Origin of the sequence: Mesorhizobium sp. LCM 4576 (assembly GCF_001854815.1) — a bacterium.
GTDB lineage: Bacteria > Pseudomonadota > Alphaproteobacteria > Rhizobiales > Rhizobiaceae > Mesorhizobium > Mesorhizobium plurifarium.
Genome location: NZ_MDDT01000068.1, coordinates 26,370 through 43,872, shown reverse-complemented (window position 1 = coordinate 43,872; position 17,503 = coordinate 26,370). Strand labels below are relative to the sequence as shown.

Sequence of the window (17,503 nt, the reverse complement as noted above, 5' to 3'; positions counted from 1 at the left end):
CAAGCCGCCAGGCCCCATTACCTTCCGCCACGGCCTTCAGTACTTCCAATCCATCGCACGGGGCTGGAGCCTACGAGATGTGTGAATCGCCTAGCATGAAATGGGGGAGAGGTGGCTCGGCGCGCAGCGCCGAGACGGAGAGGGGGAGCGCCCTATGCGATTACGCCCGACATCGGAGCGCTTCCCACCACCCGGGCGCTCCACGTGGCTAACCCTGCCCTCTCGCCGCTGCTTGCCAGCCGAACTACGATGAATGCCCGCGCAGGCAAGTCACGCGGCGTTGCCGCTGCGGGGATTGCGCAGCGGCTCGAAAATGATCTCAGCGGCAGCGGCGTCGAAGGCGAGCGCGTCGGGCATGGGGAGTGCTGCCGAGAAAAGATAGCCCTGCCCGATCATGCAGCCCAGCGAGCGCAGGATCATGCGGTCGGCGTCGGTCTCGACGCCCTCGGCCATCACCTCGATGCCGAGCGTCCGGCCGAGGCCGATCACCGCCTCGACCACCGCCTGGTCCTCGACGGATTTCGCGAGGTCGCGGACGAAATCCTTGTCGATCTTAATCTTGCGGATGCGCCTGTCCTTGAGCGACACCAGGGTCGAGAAGCCGGTGCCAAAATCGTCGAGCACGATCGATATGCCCGCATCCGCCAGGCGCCCGACCTTTTCGTCGACCCGGTCGCGGTCGACCGGCGCCTCCTCGGTGATCTCGATCTCGAGCATCGCGGCGGGCACATTCCTCGCCTTCAGGCCGGTCAGGATCATGTCGTCGACATTGCCGGCTTCGAGCTCGCGCGGCGACAGGTTCATCGCGACCCGGACATCGCGGCGTCCGTCCCTCACGAGCTCGCCGATCATGGYGCAGCAATTGAGGCACACCGTCTCGGTCAAAAGCGAAAGCAGGCCGGTTTCGCGCGCGGCGGTGACGATCTCGGGCGGCGAGATGGCGCCRTGGACGTCGTGATGCCAGCGCAGCAGCGCCTCGAAACCGACGACCGCGTTGGTGTCGAGCCGCACCAGCGGCTGGAACCAGGAACAGAGGGCTCCGTTTTCAATAGCCCCACGCAGATCGCGCTCGATGCGGTTCTTGCGTTCCAGCGCGGCGTCCAGCCCGGCGTCGAAGAGGCAATATTCGTTCCTGCCGCCGCGCTTGGCCGCGTAGAGCGCGAAATCCGCCTTGAGCAGCATCTCGGTCAATCGCGGCTTTTCCGACTGGTAGATGCCGACCGAGGCGCCGACGCGCACCGAATTCAGCTCCGGATCCGGATTGGCGATGGCGGCGATGATGGCGGAGGCAAGCTCRCCGGCCGCTTGCCGCGACCTGCAGGCGGAAAAAAGCAGCACGAACTCGTCGCCGCCGATACGCGCGATGGTGGCACCCGCCGGGGCGTGACCCTCGATCCTGCGCGCCACCTTGACCAGAAGATCATCGCCRATGGTGTGGCCATAGGTGTCGTTGACGGATTTGAAGCCGTCGAGGTCGATCAGCATTGCGACGAACGGGCCGTCGGACAGCCCGAGCCTGGCGATCGCCTGCTCCAGCCCGTAGCGGTTGAGCAGATTCGTCAGCGGATCGCGCCTCGAGTTGCGCTCCATCTCGGCGGCGAATTCGCGTGCCTCGTATTTGAGACGGCTCGTCTCGCGGAAGCGCGATTGCCCGAGCATCGCGCTCCTGATCATGCCGCCGAGGAAAAGCAGGATGGTGAAGGCGAGCACGTAATTTTCGACGCCGCCCTTGGYCAGAACGCAGCCGGCGGCGGTGAGGAGCGGCAGGGTGATGAAATTGATCGAAGCCGGCGCGTAGCAGGTGCCGTAGGTGACCGAACCGGCCGAAATGCCGGCAAGCACGATGAGATAGAGCGGCGCCTGGCTGGTCGTGTATCCGTCGCTCAGCAGCGCCAGAAACGACCAGGCGATCCCCGAGGCAAGCGCCAGCGCGCCATAAAGGGAAAGCCGGGCGCCCACCGCCTTGGGCCTGTCGTCGGCCGCGCCCGATTGGGCGACGGCAAGCACCACGCGCGCGCCGTTTATCGAGGCGATCGCGATAAACCACAGCATCGCGGCAAGGCCGCCGCCGGACAACAGTTGCACCGCCAGGATCAGGGCCGCGAGCACCGTGCCGATGGGCATCGAGATGAAGACGCCCTTGCTCAGATCCGCAAGCCGGTCGCGCAGGATGCCGGCTTCCACGGCTCCGCTCCTTCCCTCGGAAGAGGGAACCGCAACCAGCCGCTCGCCATGCTTTTCCATGACCCTAGTCGGTAGGCGAGCGGGATGAAAATCGTGTTAAGGATTTCAGCGGTTTACGTCGCATTTTCCGATTAAGTCCGCCCGACGCCGGGAGCTGTGGGAAAACCGGGCGGCTGCTCCGTATCGAGACGGACCATCGGACAACGGTTCTGGACCTTTGCGGAGCGCTGCGGGATGGACAGGAAGAACTGTACGCGCAAAAAACGCCGACATGGAACCTTTTGGCCCATCCCCCGACCTGCCGCAGRTGAAGGTGGTCAGATAGGGCGTTGATTTTGCGGAGGCCAATGGCCTATCCGAATTGATCGCCATGGCACGGCGCGAGAAAAACCCTGTCGTGTTTGTGTGACCGGAAAAGCCCAACCGGAGGCCCCAACCCATGACCCTGACCAACCGCGACCTCATCGAGTTGACCGAATGGCGCCGCAAGCTGCACCGGCAGCCGGAAATCTCCAACGAGGAGGAAAAGACGGCGAAGGAGGTGRTGGACTTCCTCGCCGATACCGGTCCGGACAAGGTGCTGACGGGGCTCGGCGGGCATGGCGTGGCGGCGGTCTATGACAGTGGTAAGGCCGGGCCGACGGTGTTGTTCCGCTCGGAGCTCGACGCGCTGCCGATCGAAGAGCTTTCGGGTGTCGAGCATAGCTCTCAGGTGCCGGGCAAATCGCATATGTGCGGCCATGACGGGCACACCGCGATCCTGGCGGCGCTCRGCCGGCAACTCGGACGCGAGAGGCCGGCGCGCGGGCGCGTCGTCTTGATGTTCCAGCYGGCGGAGGAAACCGGCAATGGCGCGGCCGGGGTCGTCGCCGACCCGCGCTTTGGCGAGATCCAGCCGGACTTTGCCTTCTCGCTGCACAATCTGCCGGGCGTGCCGTTCGGCGAGGTGCGGCTCAAGGCAGGCACCGTCAACTGCGCCTCGCGCGGCATGCGCATCGTGCTCGAAGGCAAGACCGCGCATTCCTCGATGCCGGAAACCGGCATCTCGCCAATGCCGGCGGTGAGCGAGCTGATGCCGGYGCTGYCCGCGCTGGGGCGAGGYACTTTCACCRATGAGGATTTCGGCATGGTGACCGTTACCCATTGTTCGATGGGCGAAGCCGTGTTCGGCATCGCGCCCGGCTATGCGGAAGTGTGGGCGACGCTGCGCACCCGCCGCGATGAGCGCATGGCCGAGCAGGTCGCCGCCGCGGAAGCGCTTGCCGCGAAGATCGCCGCAAAGCACGGTCTCTCGGTGCGCTTCGACTATCACGAAATCTTCGTCGCCAGCGTCAACGCGCCGGACGCGGTGGAGCATCTCAACCGCGCGCTCGACGAGGAAGGTGTCTCGCGCAGCGAGGAAATGCTGCCGATGCGCGCCTCGGAGGATTTCGGCATTTTCGGCCACAATGYGAAGTCGGCGATGTTTTTCCTCGGCGCCGGCGAGCGCCATCCCTCGCTGCACAACCCCGACTATGATTTCCCCGACGACCTGATCCCGATCGGTTCGCGGATTTTCATGCGCACGGCCCGCAATCTGCTGGGTTGAACGCCGATGATGGCCTGTCCAATAGACGCCAGTCGCCATGCCGCTTAGCGGCGGGCCTGATTTCTTCGCCCGCGACGCGCTCGTGGTGGCACGCGCGCTGATCGGGGTCAGGCTTGGGCTCGCCGGTGTCGGCGGCATCATCGTCGAGACCGAGGCGTACCGGCCCGACGATCCCGCATCGCACAGCTTTCGCGGCCGGACGCCGCGCAACGCCCCGATGTATGGCGCCCCCGGCACCGCCTATGTGTACCGCTCCTATGGGCTGCATTGGTGCCTGAACGCGGTGTGCCTGCCGGGCAGCGCGGTGCTGATCCGCGYGATCCAGCCGCAATCCGGCATCGCCGCGATGCRCAAGCGGCGCGGAACGGATGACGACAGGCTGCTCTGCTCCGGTCCCGGCAAGCTTTGCCAGGCGCTGGGTATCGACGCCTCGCACAATGGCCTCTCGCTCACCGCGCCGCCCTTCGAATTTGCTCGATCGCAGACCGATCCTGCCGCTATCGTCAGCGGACGCCGGATCGGCCTCACAAAAGGCGTGGAAGCCGAGTGGCGCTTCGGCCTCGGCGGGTCGGCCTATCTCAGCCGCAGGTTCTGAGCGGGCTATCGCTGCCCACAGCTCATTCGCCCGGCCCTGTCGCGAGCCAGACGGGCGTAGTCCAATCGGCAGGCTTGTGAGAAGACGCGTTCCGTGTACTGTCCGCCCTGAATTAGCAGGGACTCAAATGATGAGAATTGCGGTGGTTGTCGCGCTGAGCGCGGCAGTGGCTGGATGTGCGTCCTCTCCGGTCGACTATAGCGCCTCGCTTTCGCAGCAGGATCCGAAATGGGCATCACCGGAATGCCAGCAGGCCCGCACGGCGGCTTCGGATTACGCCGCCCGCGAGAAGGAGCACCCCGGCTGKGGTTTCGGCGTGCTGGTTGGCCCCTACAGCATGGGGCTCGTCGCCGCAGCCAAGGAGCACGAGCAGCAGCAACGGCGGCTGCTCGCGCGCCAGATACATCTGCAGTGCTCGAGCCAGCCGCTGCCGAAGGAACTGGATTTCGACCCATCGACCTATGCGCCGAAGAAGACACATTATCCGTAGGCGCCAGGCCGCAGCCCGGTCTTACTCCGGCCVCTCCGCGGCATCCTTGCCGTCGAATGCGTAAGTGAGGATCGCCACGCCCGTCGTGGTCGCTATCTGGCTGGACAGCTTCAGCGCCGAGGGCGCCTGTCCGGGCTCGAAAAGGCGCGAGCCCGCGCCCAGCACCAGCGGGTGGACCATCAGCACCAGCTCATCGACAAGCCGGTGCCGCATCAGCGCGCGCAACAGCTTGCCGCTGCCGAACATGACCAGCGTCTTGTCGTGACCTTGCTTGAGCGCGCGCACCCTCTCCGCGGCATCGCCGGCAAGCAGCGTCGAATTTTCCCAGCGCGCTTGATACGCGGCGTCATGCGAGGCGACGAATTTCTGCGCGCCGGTCAGCGCCCTGGTCATCGGACTGGCCGGCTRCCTGACGACCCAGCCTTCGAATAGGTCTTCATAGGTCGTCCGGCCGGCGAGCAGCGACCAGCTGCCGGCCATGGCGCGGCCGATGACCTCCTGCATCTGCGGGTCGCTGCCCGGAATCCCCCAGCCGCCATGTTCGAAACCGTTGCGCGTGTCTTCATCGGCACGTGCCGGCGCCTGGAAGACACCGTCCAGCGTCAGATGCTCGATAGCGACGATCCTTGCCATTTCAGCTTTCGCTCCATGCTTTCAGCAGCGGGCCGTCGCCGCCATAGAGCGGATCCTTGTCCGGCCGGCCGACGGTCGGGATGGTGCGCATCGCCTCGGCATGCTGCTCGGGACTCCGGCACAGGTCGTATGTGCCGAAAGGCGGATAGGCGCCGACCACCAGAAGGTCGGCCGAGCCGGACAGGCGCTGGTGACCTGTGCCTGCCGGCAGCACCGCCACGTCGCCCGCCTTGACCTCGAGCACCTTGCCGTTGTCTCCGCCGAAGCGGAGCTCGGCGGCGCCGCGCGCGATACCCAGCACCTCGTGGATGCGCGAATGATAGTGGACGAAGCTGTAGATGCCGTTGCGCCAGCTGTCGCCCCAGCCATTGGCGGCGAAAACATCCTCGAAGACGGCAGCCGGATCGACGTCGTCCGGCAGCGGCACCGCGCCAGGATAGACGAGCATCGGCCAGCGCGGGTGGTTGGGCACCAACCCATCATCGGCGAAGCGGAAGGTTAGAGGCTCCTGTTTGTCGACGAGTTGCGCCATCTTTGCCGCTCCTGCAATCTTACCGTCTGGTCTAACGGGTTCTTGCGCGTTTTGCTCCGGTCAGCCTAAGGAGATCACGATGACTGCATTTCGCCTTTCGACGATCGGCTTTCTTGCCTCAGCACTCCTGTCGCCCCTTTGCGCCGGCGCCACGGCGGCGCCTGCGACCGCTGACGCGGCGCTTGCGAAGAACCTCTATACGCTCTGCCGGCAGATGAAGAACGACGACACGATCCGCCCCTATTCGCACGAGCTTTACGGCGGTACGGTCAAGGCGTTCAAGAAACTGTTTCCAGGCGCCAAGGGCATGCCGGCGGAATCGGAACTGCAGACGCAGGCCAATTACCGCTGCATGAACGGCAAGGTGCTGGCCTGTTTCGTCGGCGCCAACCTGCCCTGCGCGAAAATGAACGCGGCCCGCGACAACCCCGGCGCGGACGAGTTCTGCAAGACCAACCCCAATGACGACATCGTACCAGCTTTCGCGACCGGTCACGAAGCCGTCTATTCCTACAAATGCGCGAGTGGGAAGGCGGTGGTTACCGGTAATTCGTGGGCTCTCGACAAGCGCGGCTTTGCCAAAGACCTATGGACCGAAGTGCCTCCGCACTGAGGCGGGCCTGTCAGGCGACCCGACGACTCCCAAGAATCGTCGCGCRGTAGCGCACTTGCCGCCAGGCCGCGAGCAGGCCAGCGCCTGGTCGAAGGATTCTCCCGTACCGACGCATTCCAGCACCGAATCCGCGCCGATGTCATTGGTCAGTTCCTTGATGCGCGCAATTCCTTCGGCGACTTCCTCGCAACGGACGTCGCCGGGCTTGTGAAGAATGGTTGCGAGCATTTCCTGCTTTCCTTTCGTCGATCGGGTCAGGCGCCGTAGTCGGCGTCGCTGACATGTTCCAGCCAGTCCACGACCTTGCCGTCCTTGACCTCCTGGAGGGCAATGTGGGTCATGGCGGTTTCGGGAGACGCGCCGTGCCAGTGCTTTTCGCCGGGCGCGAACCAGACGACGTCGCCGGGCCGGATTTCCTCGACCGGGCCGCCCTCGCGCTGCACGCGGCCGAGGCCGGAAACGACGACCAGCGTTTGCCCCAGCGGATGCGTATGCCAAGCGGTGCGGGCGCCGGGCTCGAAGGTGACCTGCGCGCCCTGCACGCGCTCCGCGTCGAAGGGATTGAAGAGCGGATCGATCCGCACCGTCCCGGTGAACCAATTTGCCGGACCTTTGCCGGAAGGCCTCGAACCTGCGCGAAGAATGTCCATGATGATCTCCTTTTGCGTCCTCAGATGCGTTCTATCTGAAACGGCCTGCCGTCGGGCCCTCCAGTCGTTTCGCTGGCGGTTATATAAATCACCGGCACTGTCCGGATTAGCCGTTGCAATCTGCATGGACTTATCCGCATTCGGCTCGCCGGCACGCCCAAGTGAACCAGCCGATCACCGACTATAGGGGCAACTGGCGATCCGGGCTGCCAACCAACGTGGCCTGCCGCTTCGACACAGGCGAGGCGCGGGAAATCATGGACYATTTCGGGTACGCGCAGGCCGAGCGTCCGGCGGGCTATTGACCCACCAGACCTAAACGCAAGCGAGTGCTGCGTGGGCGTTGGGRCTAGCGCGGGAGCAGCCGCGAGACCTTGAGCCGCGGCGCGAAGAAGCAGCGCAAATAAGGCTGGTTGGTTATGACGTAGTGGTTCTCGCAGATATGGTATCGGCCGTCGGGCGATTCCTGCACGCGGTCCGGCGGGATGTTGAAGCCATCCGGCAGATAGACATAGCCGCCATCTGCCCTGGATTGCACCGAGGACTGCGGTATGGGGCGGCAGTCCTTACCGCCGCAACACTTGAAGTTCGTTACCGGATCGACCTTGTTTTCGTACCAGTCATGGGCGTTGGCGCCTGTCGCGGCGGCAAGGCACATGGCGGCAACGATGACCCTTCGCATGGCATTCCTCGACGAGGCGGAGGCATTGCTCATTCGAGCGTCATGTATATTAGCGTTCCGCGGGAAACGCTACGTTCAGCGAGGGTCTGGCGGGGAGGCTGATGGAAGGCGATGGGCGAAGCCGGATCCTCAGACAGAGGTCCGGCCTTTCCGATCACACCAGCCGCTGGCCGCCGTCGATATGGACGGTCTCGCCGGTCATGAATTCGTTCTGCATCAGATAGAGATAGGCCGGCGCAATGTCGGCGGGCCTGGCGATCCTGCCGGCCGGGATCCGGCCGCCCATCTGCTCGAAATAGCTTGCCTTGGCTTCGCCGACGATCTCGTCCCACATCTCGGTGTCGACCCAGCCGGGCGAGACGATGTTGACGCGGGTCGGCGCGAGTTCCAGGGCCRGCGCCCGGGCGAAATAGGTAAAGGAACCGGCGACCGCCGAAACCACCGAGCCGCCCGGGACCGGCGGACGGTCCTTGTTGATGCCGGAGGTGAAGATCATCGAGCCGCCCGTGTTCAGCGTGCGCACGGCGTGCTTGGCCAGCATCACCGCGCCGATCAGCTTGCCGTCGACGAAGCCGCGCACGAAATCCATGTCGGTTTCGCCGATCGGATAATTGGGCGGCGGCGTGCCGGCCGTCGCCACCAGATGAWCGAAGGAGCCGGCTTGCTCGAACAGGCGGGAGACGTCCGCCTCATTGGCCATGTCGGCGGCGACGCCCGTCACGCGCCCTGCCCCGCCCAGACGCTTTTCAGCAGCCTTCAGCTTGTCCGCCGAACGGCCGGCGATCACCACCTCTGCACCGCTTTCCAGTGCAGCCGCCGCGACGCCGAAGCCGATGCCGGAACTGCCTCCGACGACAATGATCTTCTTTCCATTGAGTGAAGTCATAGGGAGACTGGTCATGGGTCTTCTCTGTCCTTGAGTGATGCGGGAAATCAAGCGCGGCCGGCGTGGGCCGCTTCGATGTCGGCGAGGATGATCTTCCTCATCGAGTACATCGCCTGTCGCGCCCGGTCGGCTTTTACGCGGTCCGGGTCGTTCATCAGGCGCAAGGCCTCACTCGGGATGACCTGCCAGTAGACGCCGAACTTGTCCTTCAGCCAGCCGCAGGGCTGTTCCGAGCCRCCGCCGGCGGTCAGCGCGTTCCAGAAATAGTCGGTCTCCGCCTGGTCCTTCGTCTCGATGTAAAGCGAGATGCGCTCGTTGAACGGCGGCACACCGCCGGCGTTGAGTGCCGTAAAACGCTGGCCTTCGAGTTCGAAGTCGAAGATCGCGTGYGGCTTGTCGGTGAACTCGATGGTTTGCAGTGCGCGGYTGTTCCTGAAAACGGACAGATAGAAGTCGCGCGCGGCTTCTGCGTCCAGGTTGAACCAGAGGAAGGGATGAACGGTGGCCATGATGTCCTCGCAGGCTTGCCCTGAAGTGAGCGTTGATCACAAATTCTGTGAGGATTTTTGGCTGGAAAAAGCTCGACGGACAAACCAAAGTTTGGCAAGTATTTGTTACCATAGCTCACAAATGACTTCGCCATGACCCGCAGACTGCCGCCGCTCAACGCCTTGCCGGCCTTCGAGGCAGCCGCACGGCATTTGAATTTTTCCAGGGCCGCCGATGAGCTCAACCTCACGCATGGCGCGATCAGCCGGGCGATAAAACATCTGGAGGATCAGCTCGGCGTGCAGCTCTTCGAGCGCGCGACGCGTTCCGTGCGGCTCACCCCTGTCGGCGAGCCTTATGCGGTTGCCGTGCGCGAGGCGCTCGACCAGGTCGCACTGGCGACGCAAACGGCGACCTCGCGCCATTCCGGGTCGACGCTCAACGTCAGCACCTCGGACGGCTTCGCCGGAAAATGGCTGGTGCCGAGGCTCTATCGTTTCCACCGCGCGCATGGCGATATCGATGTGCGCGTCTCGACTACCGGCAGGCTGACCAATTTCCGCGGCGACGGCATCGATGTCGCGATCCGCTACGGCGCCGGCCACTATCACGGACTGACCTCGGAGTTCCTCACCGGCGAGGAGGTGTTTCCGGTCTGCAGCCCGAAGCTCTTGGAAGGCCCGCATCCGCTCAAGCACCCGCAGGACCTCAAGCACCACACGCTGATCCGCGACGGCTACCGCATCGACTGGGCGGCGTGGCTTGCYAGCGCCGGCGTCGAAKGCGTCGACCCCAACAGCGGGCTCACCTTCGATTCCGCCACCTTCGCGGTGGAATCGGCCGTACAGGGCGAAGGCGTGGTTCTCGGCCGCACCATGCTGGTTTCCGCCGATCTCGCCACCGGCAGGCTGGTGCGGCCGTTCGATCACGCGCTCAAGGCGGTATCCAGCTTCTATCTGGTCTATCCGCCGGAAGCGATCCGCCAGCGCAAGGTAAAGGCGTTTCGCGACTGGCTGTTCGAAGAGATTAGTCCGCTTTAACGGGCGGGCTCCGGGCAGCTGAAATTCGGACTGAGACGGCATCGCGAACTACATGGTCGGGATTAACGACGAGCGGGAGCTGGCGGAGCTTCCGCGACGGCCACCACGCGGACAACCCCACAGCAACAGTGAAGCAACGCTAGGCCCCGCGATGAAACCTTCGACGATCTTTCCAGTTCGGTTGACAGGAGGATCCTTGAAATGACTGAACCCGGTGAAGGCAGTTCCCATGGTCGAATTGACGACAAGCAGCTCGTCATTCTGCTGAAGCAAAAAACCGGCATCTCCGACGCTCAAGCCAGGAGGCTGATAAAGGCCGTCGGGCGCGACCGACCGGCGCTCCTGCGAGAAGCACGGATCATAAGGGCGCGTGTTCAGACGTCCGCTTCAGGCCGCRCGTGACCGGCTGAATGCGGCGGATGCTCTGCCGGACTCCGCGGCGGTGAAGGCATTTGGCGACTGGCGGTTTCGCAGATCGAGYCGGCTGAAGCAAACTCGTCGGAATCCCTCGCTTGCGAAGACGTGCCGATTGCGCGATGCTCGGCAAAATGGCTGGCGATTATCTGGACCACAAACTGGAATGCCCGTTTTGCGGCACCATCCGTCTGCAAATCCCGGCCGATGCCCAACCCACAACGCCGATCCATTGCGCCGAGTGCGGCGCATATCTCGGTACGTGGGATGAGCTTCAAACCGACTTCGAGCAGCAAGGCGGTACGGACGGCGTGTTCCGGCTGGACAAGGGGCGTATTCAAAAGCTCAATCCCAGTCGCTGACGTGCCGCCGCCGACGGCCCGGATACCGACTCATCGACTGATCGCGGGCAGAATGTTGGGCCTGCGAAATAGGACATGACGGCATCCGCCAAGTCCTTGACGGCTCGAATTCATAAACCCATATCGCAGTGAGGCGCGGACCGCTGCGATCCCCGCCCCTTTCAAACTCAAATTGTTCGTTCGACTTGGAGGACCTTATGAACGATCGGATGTTCGACAGCCCTGTTTTCGTCAAGAGCGGAAACAGCCTCATCCAGGAAATCGCCTGCCTCGAAGACGCCCTGGAATTTCTCTATGAATGGCCCAAGAACCGGCGCGGACCGATCTATGAAACGGCGCTGCGCGCCTGCCAGCGGGCATTCGACAGCGGCTTTCCGCTGATGGCCGCCAGGGAGGCATTTTGCGGTTTCGCCAAGTCCGCCAAAATCCAGGAAGACGTGAGCACCACCCTGCCCTGGATGATCGGCAAGGGCGCCAAGGSCGGCGGGCTGACCGCCTAACTTCATCGCGGATCGAGGACGTTCGCGATGCTTGCCAAACCGTTCGAAAAGCCAATCCGCGTCTGGGTAGGAATGGGATTTCCGCGCCAGTTGAACACTGTGGTGGATGCCTATCAGTTTGTTATCGACTGGTGCGGTAACAGCCCCGAGCAGAAGGCCGCGATCCGTGCTTGCAGGGCCGCCCTGGCCGGAGATGTGGATGCAGAAACAGCGAGGGGTGTTTTCGTCGCCTTTGCTCGCAAGAAGGACATCCTCATCGAGGATGGCGCCATTCCTCCCATCTTCGGAAGCGCTCAGCCGAAGCATGTCTGATGTGACCGAGGCGGCGGGCAACGCCGCCTCCTTCTTCCGACAAAAAGCCAGCTTGGATAGTTGACGCCCAAATGGAGGCAACCGACGGCGCGGGCGGGGGGCGTTGGGGAGCCGCCGGTTACCAGGACTGGGGGCCATATAATCGGGCAATGCATAGGCCCTTATGCGATAGTGCCACTTATGCGCGTTCTTGGGAACTGCTTTCCAGCTTAAAATTCAAACGTATATGGCGGAAAGCGCATATCACGATGACCTTCGTGTGCTCCCCGCGACAGGAACCAGATCGGACGTGCCGCGTCTTAGAGGCAGGTCCTTGTCGCGGTTGCGGAGTGACGTCGATGATCAGGCTCCTTGTTGTCATCTGGGCGGCGCTCGCGCTCGCGTGCGGTGTCGCGCAGGCAGCGAGACTGGAGCCCGACGCCGTCAATCAGGCGCAATTCAGCGAAGGCGAACCTAACGGCGTCAGCCCCATGCTGCTCAAGGCGCAGGTGCTTCTGGATCGCGCCCGCTTCTCCCCCGGCCTGATCGACGGCCGCGTTTCTCAGAATTTTACCAAAGCCGTCGCGGCCTTCCAGGCGGCGAACGGGCTGCCTTCCGACGGGAAGCTTACGCGGGAGACCTGGGACAAGCTCGCAGCAACTTTCGCCGGCCCTGTGTTGACGACATACGACGTCACGGCCAAGGATGCGCGCGGCCCCTTCACCAGGCACATTCCGGCCCGCATGGAGAGCATGGCGCATCTCAAGCGCCTCGGCTACCGCAACGCGCGCGAGAAGCTGGCGGAGCGGTTCCATGTCAGCGAACAATTGCTGAGGATGCTCAACCTCCGCGCGGGATTCAGCAAGGCCGGCACGACCCTGGTGGTGCCCGATGTCGGCCGCAGCGATCCGCCTTCACAGATTGCCGGCGTCGAGGTCGACAAGGCATCCMRCCAGGTGYGCGCGCTCGATGCGTCGGGCAAGGCGATTGCGGTCTACCCCGCTTCGATCGGCAGCGAGGAGAAACCGGCGCCGAGCGGCGCAGCCGAKGTCAAACGCGTGGTGCATGATCCGACCTATCACTACAATCCGAAATTCGCCTTCAAGGGGGTGAAGACCAAGCGCCCCTTCACCATCGCCAAGGGACCCAACAATCCGGTCGGATCGGTGTGGATCGACCTCTCGATCGAGAGCTACGGCATCCACGGCACGCCTGACCCGGGCAAGATCGGCACCACCTTCTCGCATGGCTGCATCCGGATGACCAACTGGGACGCCGAGGACCTCGCCGCCATGGTCAAGCCGGGCACGAAGGTCGACTTCAAGGACGAGGCCGCACAAGAGGGGCAAGCTCAGTGACTGCCGCCGCTCACAGCCCGGCACACAGACCGCTGCATAAATCCAACTTATCATGACCCCTAATTTTTGAAGACGTTACAGCGCCAATCGCCGCCTGTAGCTTCGACTGCGATCTTYCTCAGCTCGGTCGGAATTGGTGGTTTGATGYAGACACATGCGCGGGTGGTGATCGTTGGCGGAGGATGCGTCGGCGCGGGTATCCTCTACGGTCTGGCCAAGCGCGGCTGGACCGATGTGGCGCTGCTGGAGCGCACGCAGCTCACCGCCGGCTCGACCTGGCATGCGGCGGGGCTCATCCCCTCCTATGCCCGCAACATCAATGTCGGGCGCATGATCAACAAGACGATCGAGATCTATGAGGGCCTGGAGGCCGAAACCGGGCAGYCGGTGGGCTGGCACAAATGCGGCCAGTTGCGCATCGCCAATTCCAGGGACCGGCTCGACGAGTTCAAGAGCTATATGAGCGTCGCCGAGGTGCAGAGCATGCGGGCGCAACTGCTGACGCCCGACGAAGYGCGAAAGCTCTGGCCGCTGCTCGACAACAAGCAAATGCTGGGCGCGCTCTATCATCCGGATGACGGCCATATCGCGCCGGCCGACGTCACACACGCCATGGCCAAGGGCGCGCGCGACCTCGGCGCGAAAGTCTATCTCAACACCGAGGTCACAGGCTTCAAGCGGACGCCTGGCGGCGAATGGCTGGTCGAGACCAACCAGGGCGACATCACCTGCGAGCATGTGATTTGCGCCACCGGCAACTACGCGCGCCAGACCGGCGCGCTGCTCGGCCTCGATATCCCGGCGATCCCGATCCTGCATCAGTACTGGATCACCGAAGCAGTGCCGGAGGTGGTGGAGCGCAAGCGTGCCGGCCGGCCCGAAATGCCGATCCTGCGCGACGAGGGGTTCGAAGGCTATCTGCGCGAGGAAGGCGACGGGCTGATGTTCGGTCCCTACGAGCGCACCGCCAACCTGAAGCTGTTTGCCGAGGATGGCGTTCCCTCCTGGTTCGGCGCCGACCTGCTGGAAGAGGATTTCGAGGCGGTGTCGTGGAACTGGGAGCAGGCCTTGCGGYTGGTTCCGGCGCTCGGGCGCGTCGGCATCAAGGCCAATGTACGCGGTCCCTTCCAGATGACGGCGGACGAATTGCCGCTGATGGGACCGGCCTGGGGCCTGCCCAATGTCTGGCTCGCCGAAGGCGTGCCGGGCGGCATCCTTTGGGGCGGCACGATCGGCTATTATCTGTCGGAGCGGATCGTCGAGGGCGGCAACAGCCTCGACACGTCTGACCTCGACCCGCGCCGATTCGGTGACTACGCCAACAAGGAATGGACGCGCGAGAAGGTGCGCGAGGCCTGGGGCACTCATGCGGAGCAGAAATATCCTGGGCAGGACATGCCCGCCGCACGGCCGCAAAAGACCGCACCCTCCTATGACCGGCTGACCGAGCTGGGTGCCGTCTGGGGCGTGCTCAATGGCTGGGAGATGCCCAACTGGTTCGCGCGCGACGGGGTCGAGGCCAAGGACCAGTATAGCTGGCGCTGGACGCCCAAGGGGAACCTCGTCGGCGAGGAGGTGCTGGCGGTGCGCAACGCCGTCGGCCTGGTCGAGATGACGCCGATGACCAAGTTCGAGGTGTCCGGACCGAACGCCGCCCGATGGCTGGACGGGATCATCGCCAACCGCTTGCCTTCGGTCGGCAAGGTGACGCTGGCGCATCACCTAACCGCTGGCGGCGGCGTGCAGGCGGAATATATGGTGGCGCGTCTCAGCGAGGACCTGTTCTACCTGATCTCGACGCCGCGCGCGGAGCGCTGGAATTTCGACGATCTTTCGAGACTGCTTCCCGCCGACGGCAGCGTGAGCCTGAAGAACGTCACCAATGATCGCGGCTGTTTCACCGTGGTTGGCCCCAAGGCGCGCGAGGTGCTGCAGCCGCTGACCGAGATCGACCTTTCCAACAAAAGCTTCCCATGGTTCGGCGTGAAGACCGGCAACGTAGCTCTGGCCACCGACGTGCGGCTGCTGCGCGTCAACTATGAAGGCGAGCTGGGCTGGGAACTCTACCATCCCCTGCCCTACCAGCGGCAATTGCTCGACGCGATCCTGAGAGAAGGCGAAAAGCAYGGCATGCGGCTGGTCGGCCTGCACGCGCTGGAATCGCTCCGGCTCGAAAAATCCTATCGCGCCATGTATCGCGACATGAACCCGGAGCTCAATGCGCTGGAGAGCGGGTTGGAGCGCTTCATCCGCCTCGACAAGGGCGACTTCGTCGGCCGCGAGGCTGTGCTGAAATACAAGGAGCGCAACGACCGGCGCCGCTCGGTGACGCTCAGGATCGACACCGACGGTGCAAGCACGCTTGCCCATGAAGGGCTCTATAGCGACGGCAAGCTGGTCGGGCGCATCACCTCGGGAGGCTATGGCTACGCGCTCGGCCATGACGTGGCGCTGGCGTTGCTGCCCGAACGCTTTGCCACGCCTGGCACGAAGCTCGACGTGGCGATCCTGGGCGAATGGAAGGTCGCGGAGGTGGTTCCGGATTCACCTTACGATCCGACCTCCGCCAGAGCGCGGATGTAAGACGGGCCGYTTGAGGCCTCGTTGTCCATGYATTCCTCGAGGGGAGCCGGGTATGCGCATCGATCGGATCAACGTCTATTCGGCGCAATTGCCGGTCAAGAGCGGCGTCTACCGGATGGCCAGCGCCGATGTGGAGGCGCTGGACTCGACACTTGTCGAGATCGTGACCGATGACGGCTTTGCCGGATGGGGCGAGACCTGCCCGATCGGCCCGGTCTACCAGCCGCATCATGCGCTCGGCGCCCGCGCCGCGATCGCCGAAATCGCGCCCGGGCTGATCGGGCAGGACATCGCGTCGATCAGGCTGTTGGCCAAACGCATGGACGAACGCCTGAACGGCCACGGCTACGCCAAGGCCGCCTTCGACATGGCCTTTCTAGACCTGCTCGGCCAAAAGCTCGGCGTGCCGATCTCGACGCTTTTGGGCGGCGCGCTGACCGATCGCGTGCCGGCCTATTATTCGCTGATTGTCGGCGCGCCGGACGAGACGGCCAGGATCGCCGCCGACAAGGTCAAGGCCGGCTATCCGCGCCTGCAGGTGAAGATCGGCGGGCGCAATCTCGACGAAGACGTCGCCGTGGTCCACAAGGTCTGGGAAGCRGTTGGTTACGGAGCGCGCATCGCGGTCGACGGCAACCGGGGCCTGACAGTGGYCGCCGCGATCCATCTCGACCGGCTCTRCCAGGCGATCCCCTTCGTCTTCGAGCAACCTTGCAACACCATGGACGAGATCGCGACGCTGAAGGGCCGCGTGACGCATCCGGTCTATCTCGACGAGAGTACCGAGGACCAGAACGCGGTGCTGAGGGCAATCTCGATGGGCATCGCCGACGGCTTCGGTTTCAAGGTCACGCGCCTTGGCGGCCTTACCAAGATGACGACGGTGCGCGACCTCTGCGCCATCCGCTCGCTGCCGCACAGTTGCGACGATGCCTGGGGCGGCGACATCATCGCGGCGGCCTGCGTGCATCTGGCCGCAACCGTCGAGCCGCGCCGCATGGAAGGCGCCTGGATCGCCCAGGAATACATCAAGGGCCATTTCGACCAGAAGCATCCGGTGATCATCAAGCAAGGCCACATCGCCGTGCCGAAACGGCCAGGGCTCGGCGTGAAACCCGAGCCCGGCATGTTCGGCAAGCCGRTCGCCATTTACGGGCCGTAACCCTACGCGCAAAACCTGCGCGGTGGAGGTCCGGATTTGTGCCGGCGATCACTTCGTGAACGGTTCGGATCGTTCCGCCCTGTCCCGCGTTCCTGTGACACGCAAGGAGGAACTGCGATGGACGACGATCGGACCGAGAAGATCAGGCAGCGCGCCTATGAGATCTTTCAACGCGAGGGCGGTATCCTCGGCAACCATGAACGGCATTGGCATCAAGCCGAGCTGGAGATCGACCGCGAGGCGGCGCTGCCGCTGACGGCGGGCGATGCGCTGCCCGAAACGCGCGAGGTCGACAGCACGGATGTGCTGACGGTGGAAGCGCTTGCCATGCGCACCGGCATCTCGGGCGACGAGGCGCAGGAGCTGCTCGACCGGCTGGGCAACGACCGCGCGGCGATCGAGCAGGCGGCGCGGAATCTCAAGGCGAAACGGCGCAGCTGACAGGTCGGCA

At 64.1% G+C, this 17,503-nt stretch carries 20 protein-coding genes; 12 read left to right on the top strand and 8 right to left on the bottom strand.

Annotated elements, in window-relative coordinates:
* Positions 1–270: 270 nt before the first annotated feature.
* A complete protein-coding gene (locus tag LCM4576_RS31205; protein ID WP_244510965.1) occupies positions 271–2,184 on the bottom strand; it encodes a bifunctional diguanylate cyclase/phosphodiesterase in 1,914 nt (637 codons plus the stop codon).
* A gap of 439 nt (positions 2,185–2,623) precedes the next feature.
* On the opposite strand from LCM4576_RS31205, the gene LCM4576_RS31200 reads away from it, so the two are divergent.
* The 3 genes from LCM4576_RS31200 to LCM4576_RS31190 all read left to right on the top strand — a co-directional run bounded on the left by LCM4576_RS31200 (position 2,624) and on the right by LCM4576_RS31190 (position 4,857).
* Positions 2,624–3,772: an amidohydrolase gene (locus LCM4576_RS31200; protein ID WP_071036220.1), complete on the top strand. Its 1,149-nt coding sequence runs from the start codon at positions 2,624–2,626 to the stop codon at positions 3,770–3,772.
* A gap of 37 nt (positions 3,773–3,809) precedes the next feature.
* Positions 3,810–4,367, top strand: a complete 558-nt coding sequence (locus tag LCM4576_RS31195; protein WP_071036219.1) for a DNA-3-methyladenine glycosylase — start codon at positions 3,810–3,812, stop codon at positions 4,365–4,367.
* Between the two features lie 130 nt (positions 4,368–4,497).
* Entirely contained in the window at positions 4,498–4,857 is a 360-nt protein-coding gene (locus LCM4576_RS31190; protein WP_071036218.1) for a hypothetical protein, read from the top strand.
* A 21-nt stretch (positions 4,858–4,878) separates the two neighbouring features.
* On the opposite strand, the gene LCM4576_RS31185 is transcribed toward LCM4576_RS31190, so the two are convergent.
* Complete coding sequence (locus LCM4576_RS31185; protein WP_071036217.1) at positions 4,879–5,490, bottom strand: dihydrofolate reductase family protein; 612 nt, start codon at positions 5,488–5,490, stop codon at positions 4,879–4,881.
* 1 nt (position 5,491) lies between these two features.
* Complete coding sequence (locus tag LCM4576_RS31180) at positions 5,492–6,022, bottom strand: cupin (RefSeq protein ID WP_071036216.1); 531 nt, start codon at positions 6,020–6,022, stop codon at positions 5,492–5,494.
* A 79-nt stretch (positions 6,023–6,101) separates the two neighbouring features.
* On the opposite strand from LCM4576_RS31180, the gene LCM4576_RS31175 reads away from it, so the two are divergent.
* Positions 6,102–6,635: a hypothetical protein gene (locus tag LCM4576_RS31175; protein ID WP_071036215.1), complete on the top strand. Its 534-nt coding sequence runs from the start codon at positions 6,102–6,104 to the stop codon at positions 6,633–6,635.
* Here the strand turns inward: LCM4576_RS31175 and LCM4576_RS37860 are convergent.
* The 5 genes from LCM4576_RS37860 to LCM4576_RS31155 all read right to left on the bottom strand — a co-directional run bounded on the left by LCM4576_RS37860 (position 6,609) and on the right by LCM4576_RS31155 (position 9,362).
* The gene (locus LCM4576_RS37860; RefSeq protein ID WP_071073032.1) at positions 6,609–6,863 is read right to left on the bottom strand and encodes a zinc-binding dehydrogenase; all 255 of its coding nucleotides are present in this window, start codon (positions 6,861–6,863) and stop codon (positions 6,609–6,611) included. The genes LCM4576_RS31175 and LCM4576_RS37860 overlap by 27 nt on opposite strands.
* Positions 6,864–6,889: 26 nt before the next feature.
* Entirely contained in the window at positions 6,890–7,285 is a 396-nt protein-coding gene (locus LCM4576_RS31170) for a cupin domain-containing protein (RefSeq protein ID WP_071036214.1), read from the bottom strand.
* Between the two features lie 349 nt (positions 7,286–7,634).
* Positions 7,635–7,967, bottom strand: coding sequence for a hypothetical protein (locus tag LCM4576_RS31165; RefSeq protein WP_127235462.1), 333 nt, complete (start codon positions 7,965–7,967; stop codon positions 7,635–7,637).
* Positions 7,968–8,121: 154 nt separating this feature from the next.
* Positions 8,122–8,868, bottom strand: a complete 747-nt coding sequence (locus LCM4576_RS31160; RefSeq protein WP_071036213.1) for an SDR family oxidoreductase — start codon at positions 8,866–8,868, stop codon at positions 8,122–8,124.
* A gap of 32 nt (positions 8,869–8,900) precedes the next feature.
* Positions 8,901–9,362, bottom strand: coding sequence for a VOC family protein (locus LCM4576_RS31155; RefSeq protein WP_071036212.1), 462 nt, complete (start codon positions 9,360–9,362; stop codon positions 8,901–8,903).
* A gap of 132 nt (positions 9,363–9,494) precedes the next feature.
* On the opposite strand from LCM4576_RS31155, the gene LCM4576_RS31150 reads away from it, so the two are divergent.
* The 8 genes from LCM4576_RS31150 to LCM4576_RS31115 all read left to right on the top strand — a co-directional run bounded on the left by LCM4576_RS31150 (position 9,495) and on the right by LCM4576_RS31115 (position 17,493).
* On the top strand, positions 9,495–10,382 hold the full coding sequence (locus LCM4576_RS31150; RefSeq protein ID WP_071036211.1) for a transcriptional regulator GcvA: 888 nt from the start codon (positions 9,495–9,497) through the stop codon (positions 10,380–10,382).
* Between the two features lie 536 nt (positions 10,383–10,918).
* Entirely contained in the window at positions 10,919–11,158 is a 240-nt protein-coding gene (locus LCM4576_RS31145) for a hypothetical protein (RefSeq protein WP_041009317.1), read from the top strand.
* A gap of 197 nt (positions 11,159–11,355) precedes the next feature.
* Positions 11,356–11,658: a DUF982 domain-containing protein gene (locus LCM4576_RS31140; RefSeq protein ID WP_071036210.1), complete on the top strand. Its 303-nt coding sequence runs from the start codon at positions 11,356–11,358 to the stop codon at positions 11,656–11,658.
* A 27-nt stretch (positions 11,659–11,685) separates the two neighbouring features.
* A complete protein-coding gene (locus LCM4576_RS31135) occupies positions 11,686–11,970 on the top strand; it encodes a DUF982 domain-containing protein (protein ID WP_071036209.1) in 285 nt (94 codons plus the stop codon).
* 338 nt (positions 11,971–12,308) lie between these two features.
* Positions 12,309–13,307 carry a L,D-transpeptidase gene (locus LCM4576_RS31130; RefSeq protein ID WP_071036208.1) on the top strand — a complete coding sequence of 333 codons (999 nt, stop codon included), beginning with the start codon at positions 12,309–12,311 and terminating at the stop codon, positions 13,305–13,307.
* 144 nt (positions 13,308–13,451) lie between these two features.
* On the top strand, positions 13,452–15,890 hold the full coding sequence (locus tag LCM4576_RS31125; RefSeq protein WP_071036207.1) for an FAD-dependent oxidoreductase: 2,439 nt from the start codon (positions 13,452–13,454) through the stop codon (positions 15,888–15,890).
* A 52-nt stretch (positions 15,891–15,942) separates the two neighbouring features.
* Positions 15,943–17,052 (top strand): mandelate racemase/muconate lactonizing enzyme family protein, encoded by a 1,110-nt coding sequence (locus tag LCM4576_RS31120; protein ID WP_071036206.1) that lies wholly within the window; start codon positions 15,943–15,945, stop codon positions 17,050–17,052.
* A 117-nt stretch (positions 17,053–17,169) separates the two neighbouring features.
* A complete protein-coding gene (locus LCM4576_RS31115) occupies positions 17,170–17,493 on the top strand; it encodes a DUF2934 domain-containing protein (protein ID WP_041010895.1) in 324 nt (107 codons plus the stop codon).
* The last annotated feature ends 10 nt before the right edge of the window (positions 17,494–17,503 follow it).

Coding starts and splice junctions, on each gene's coding strand:
- LCM4576_RS31170 (WP_071036214.1), bottom strand. CDS start 7,285: ATGGACATTCTTCGCGCAGGTTCGAGGCCTTCCGGCAAAGGTCCGGCA.
- LCM4576_RS31165 (WP_127235462.1), bottom strand. CDS start 7,967: ATGCGAAGGGTCATCGTTGCCGCCATGTGCCTTGCCGCCGCGACAGGC.
- LCM4576_RS31180 (WP_071036216.1), bottom strand. CDS start 6,022: ATGGCGCAACTCGTCGACAAACAGGAGCCTCTAACCTTCCGCTTCGCC.
- LCM4576_RS31135 (WP_071036209.1), top strand. CDS start 11,686: ATGCTTGCCAAACCGTTCGAAAAGCCAATCCGCGTCTGGGTAGGAATG.
- LCM4576_RS31145 (WP_041009317.1), top strand. CDS start 10,919: ATGCTCGGCAAAATGGCTGGCGATTATCTGGACCACAAACTGGAATGC.
- LCM4576_RS31115 (WP_041010895.1), top strand. CDS start 17,170: ATGGACGACGATCGGACCGAGAAGATCAGGCAGCGCGCCTATGAGATC.
- LCM4576_RS31175 (WP_071036215.1), top strand. CDS start 6,102: ATGACTGCATTTCGCCTTTCGACGATCGGCTTTCTTGCCTCAGCACTC.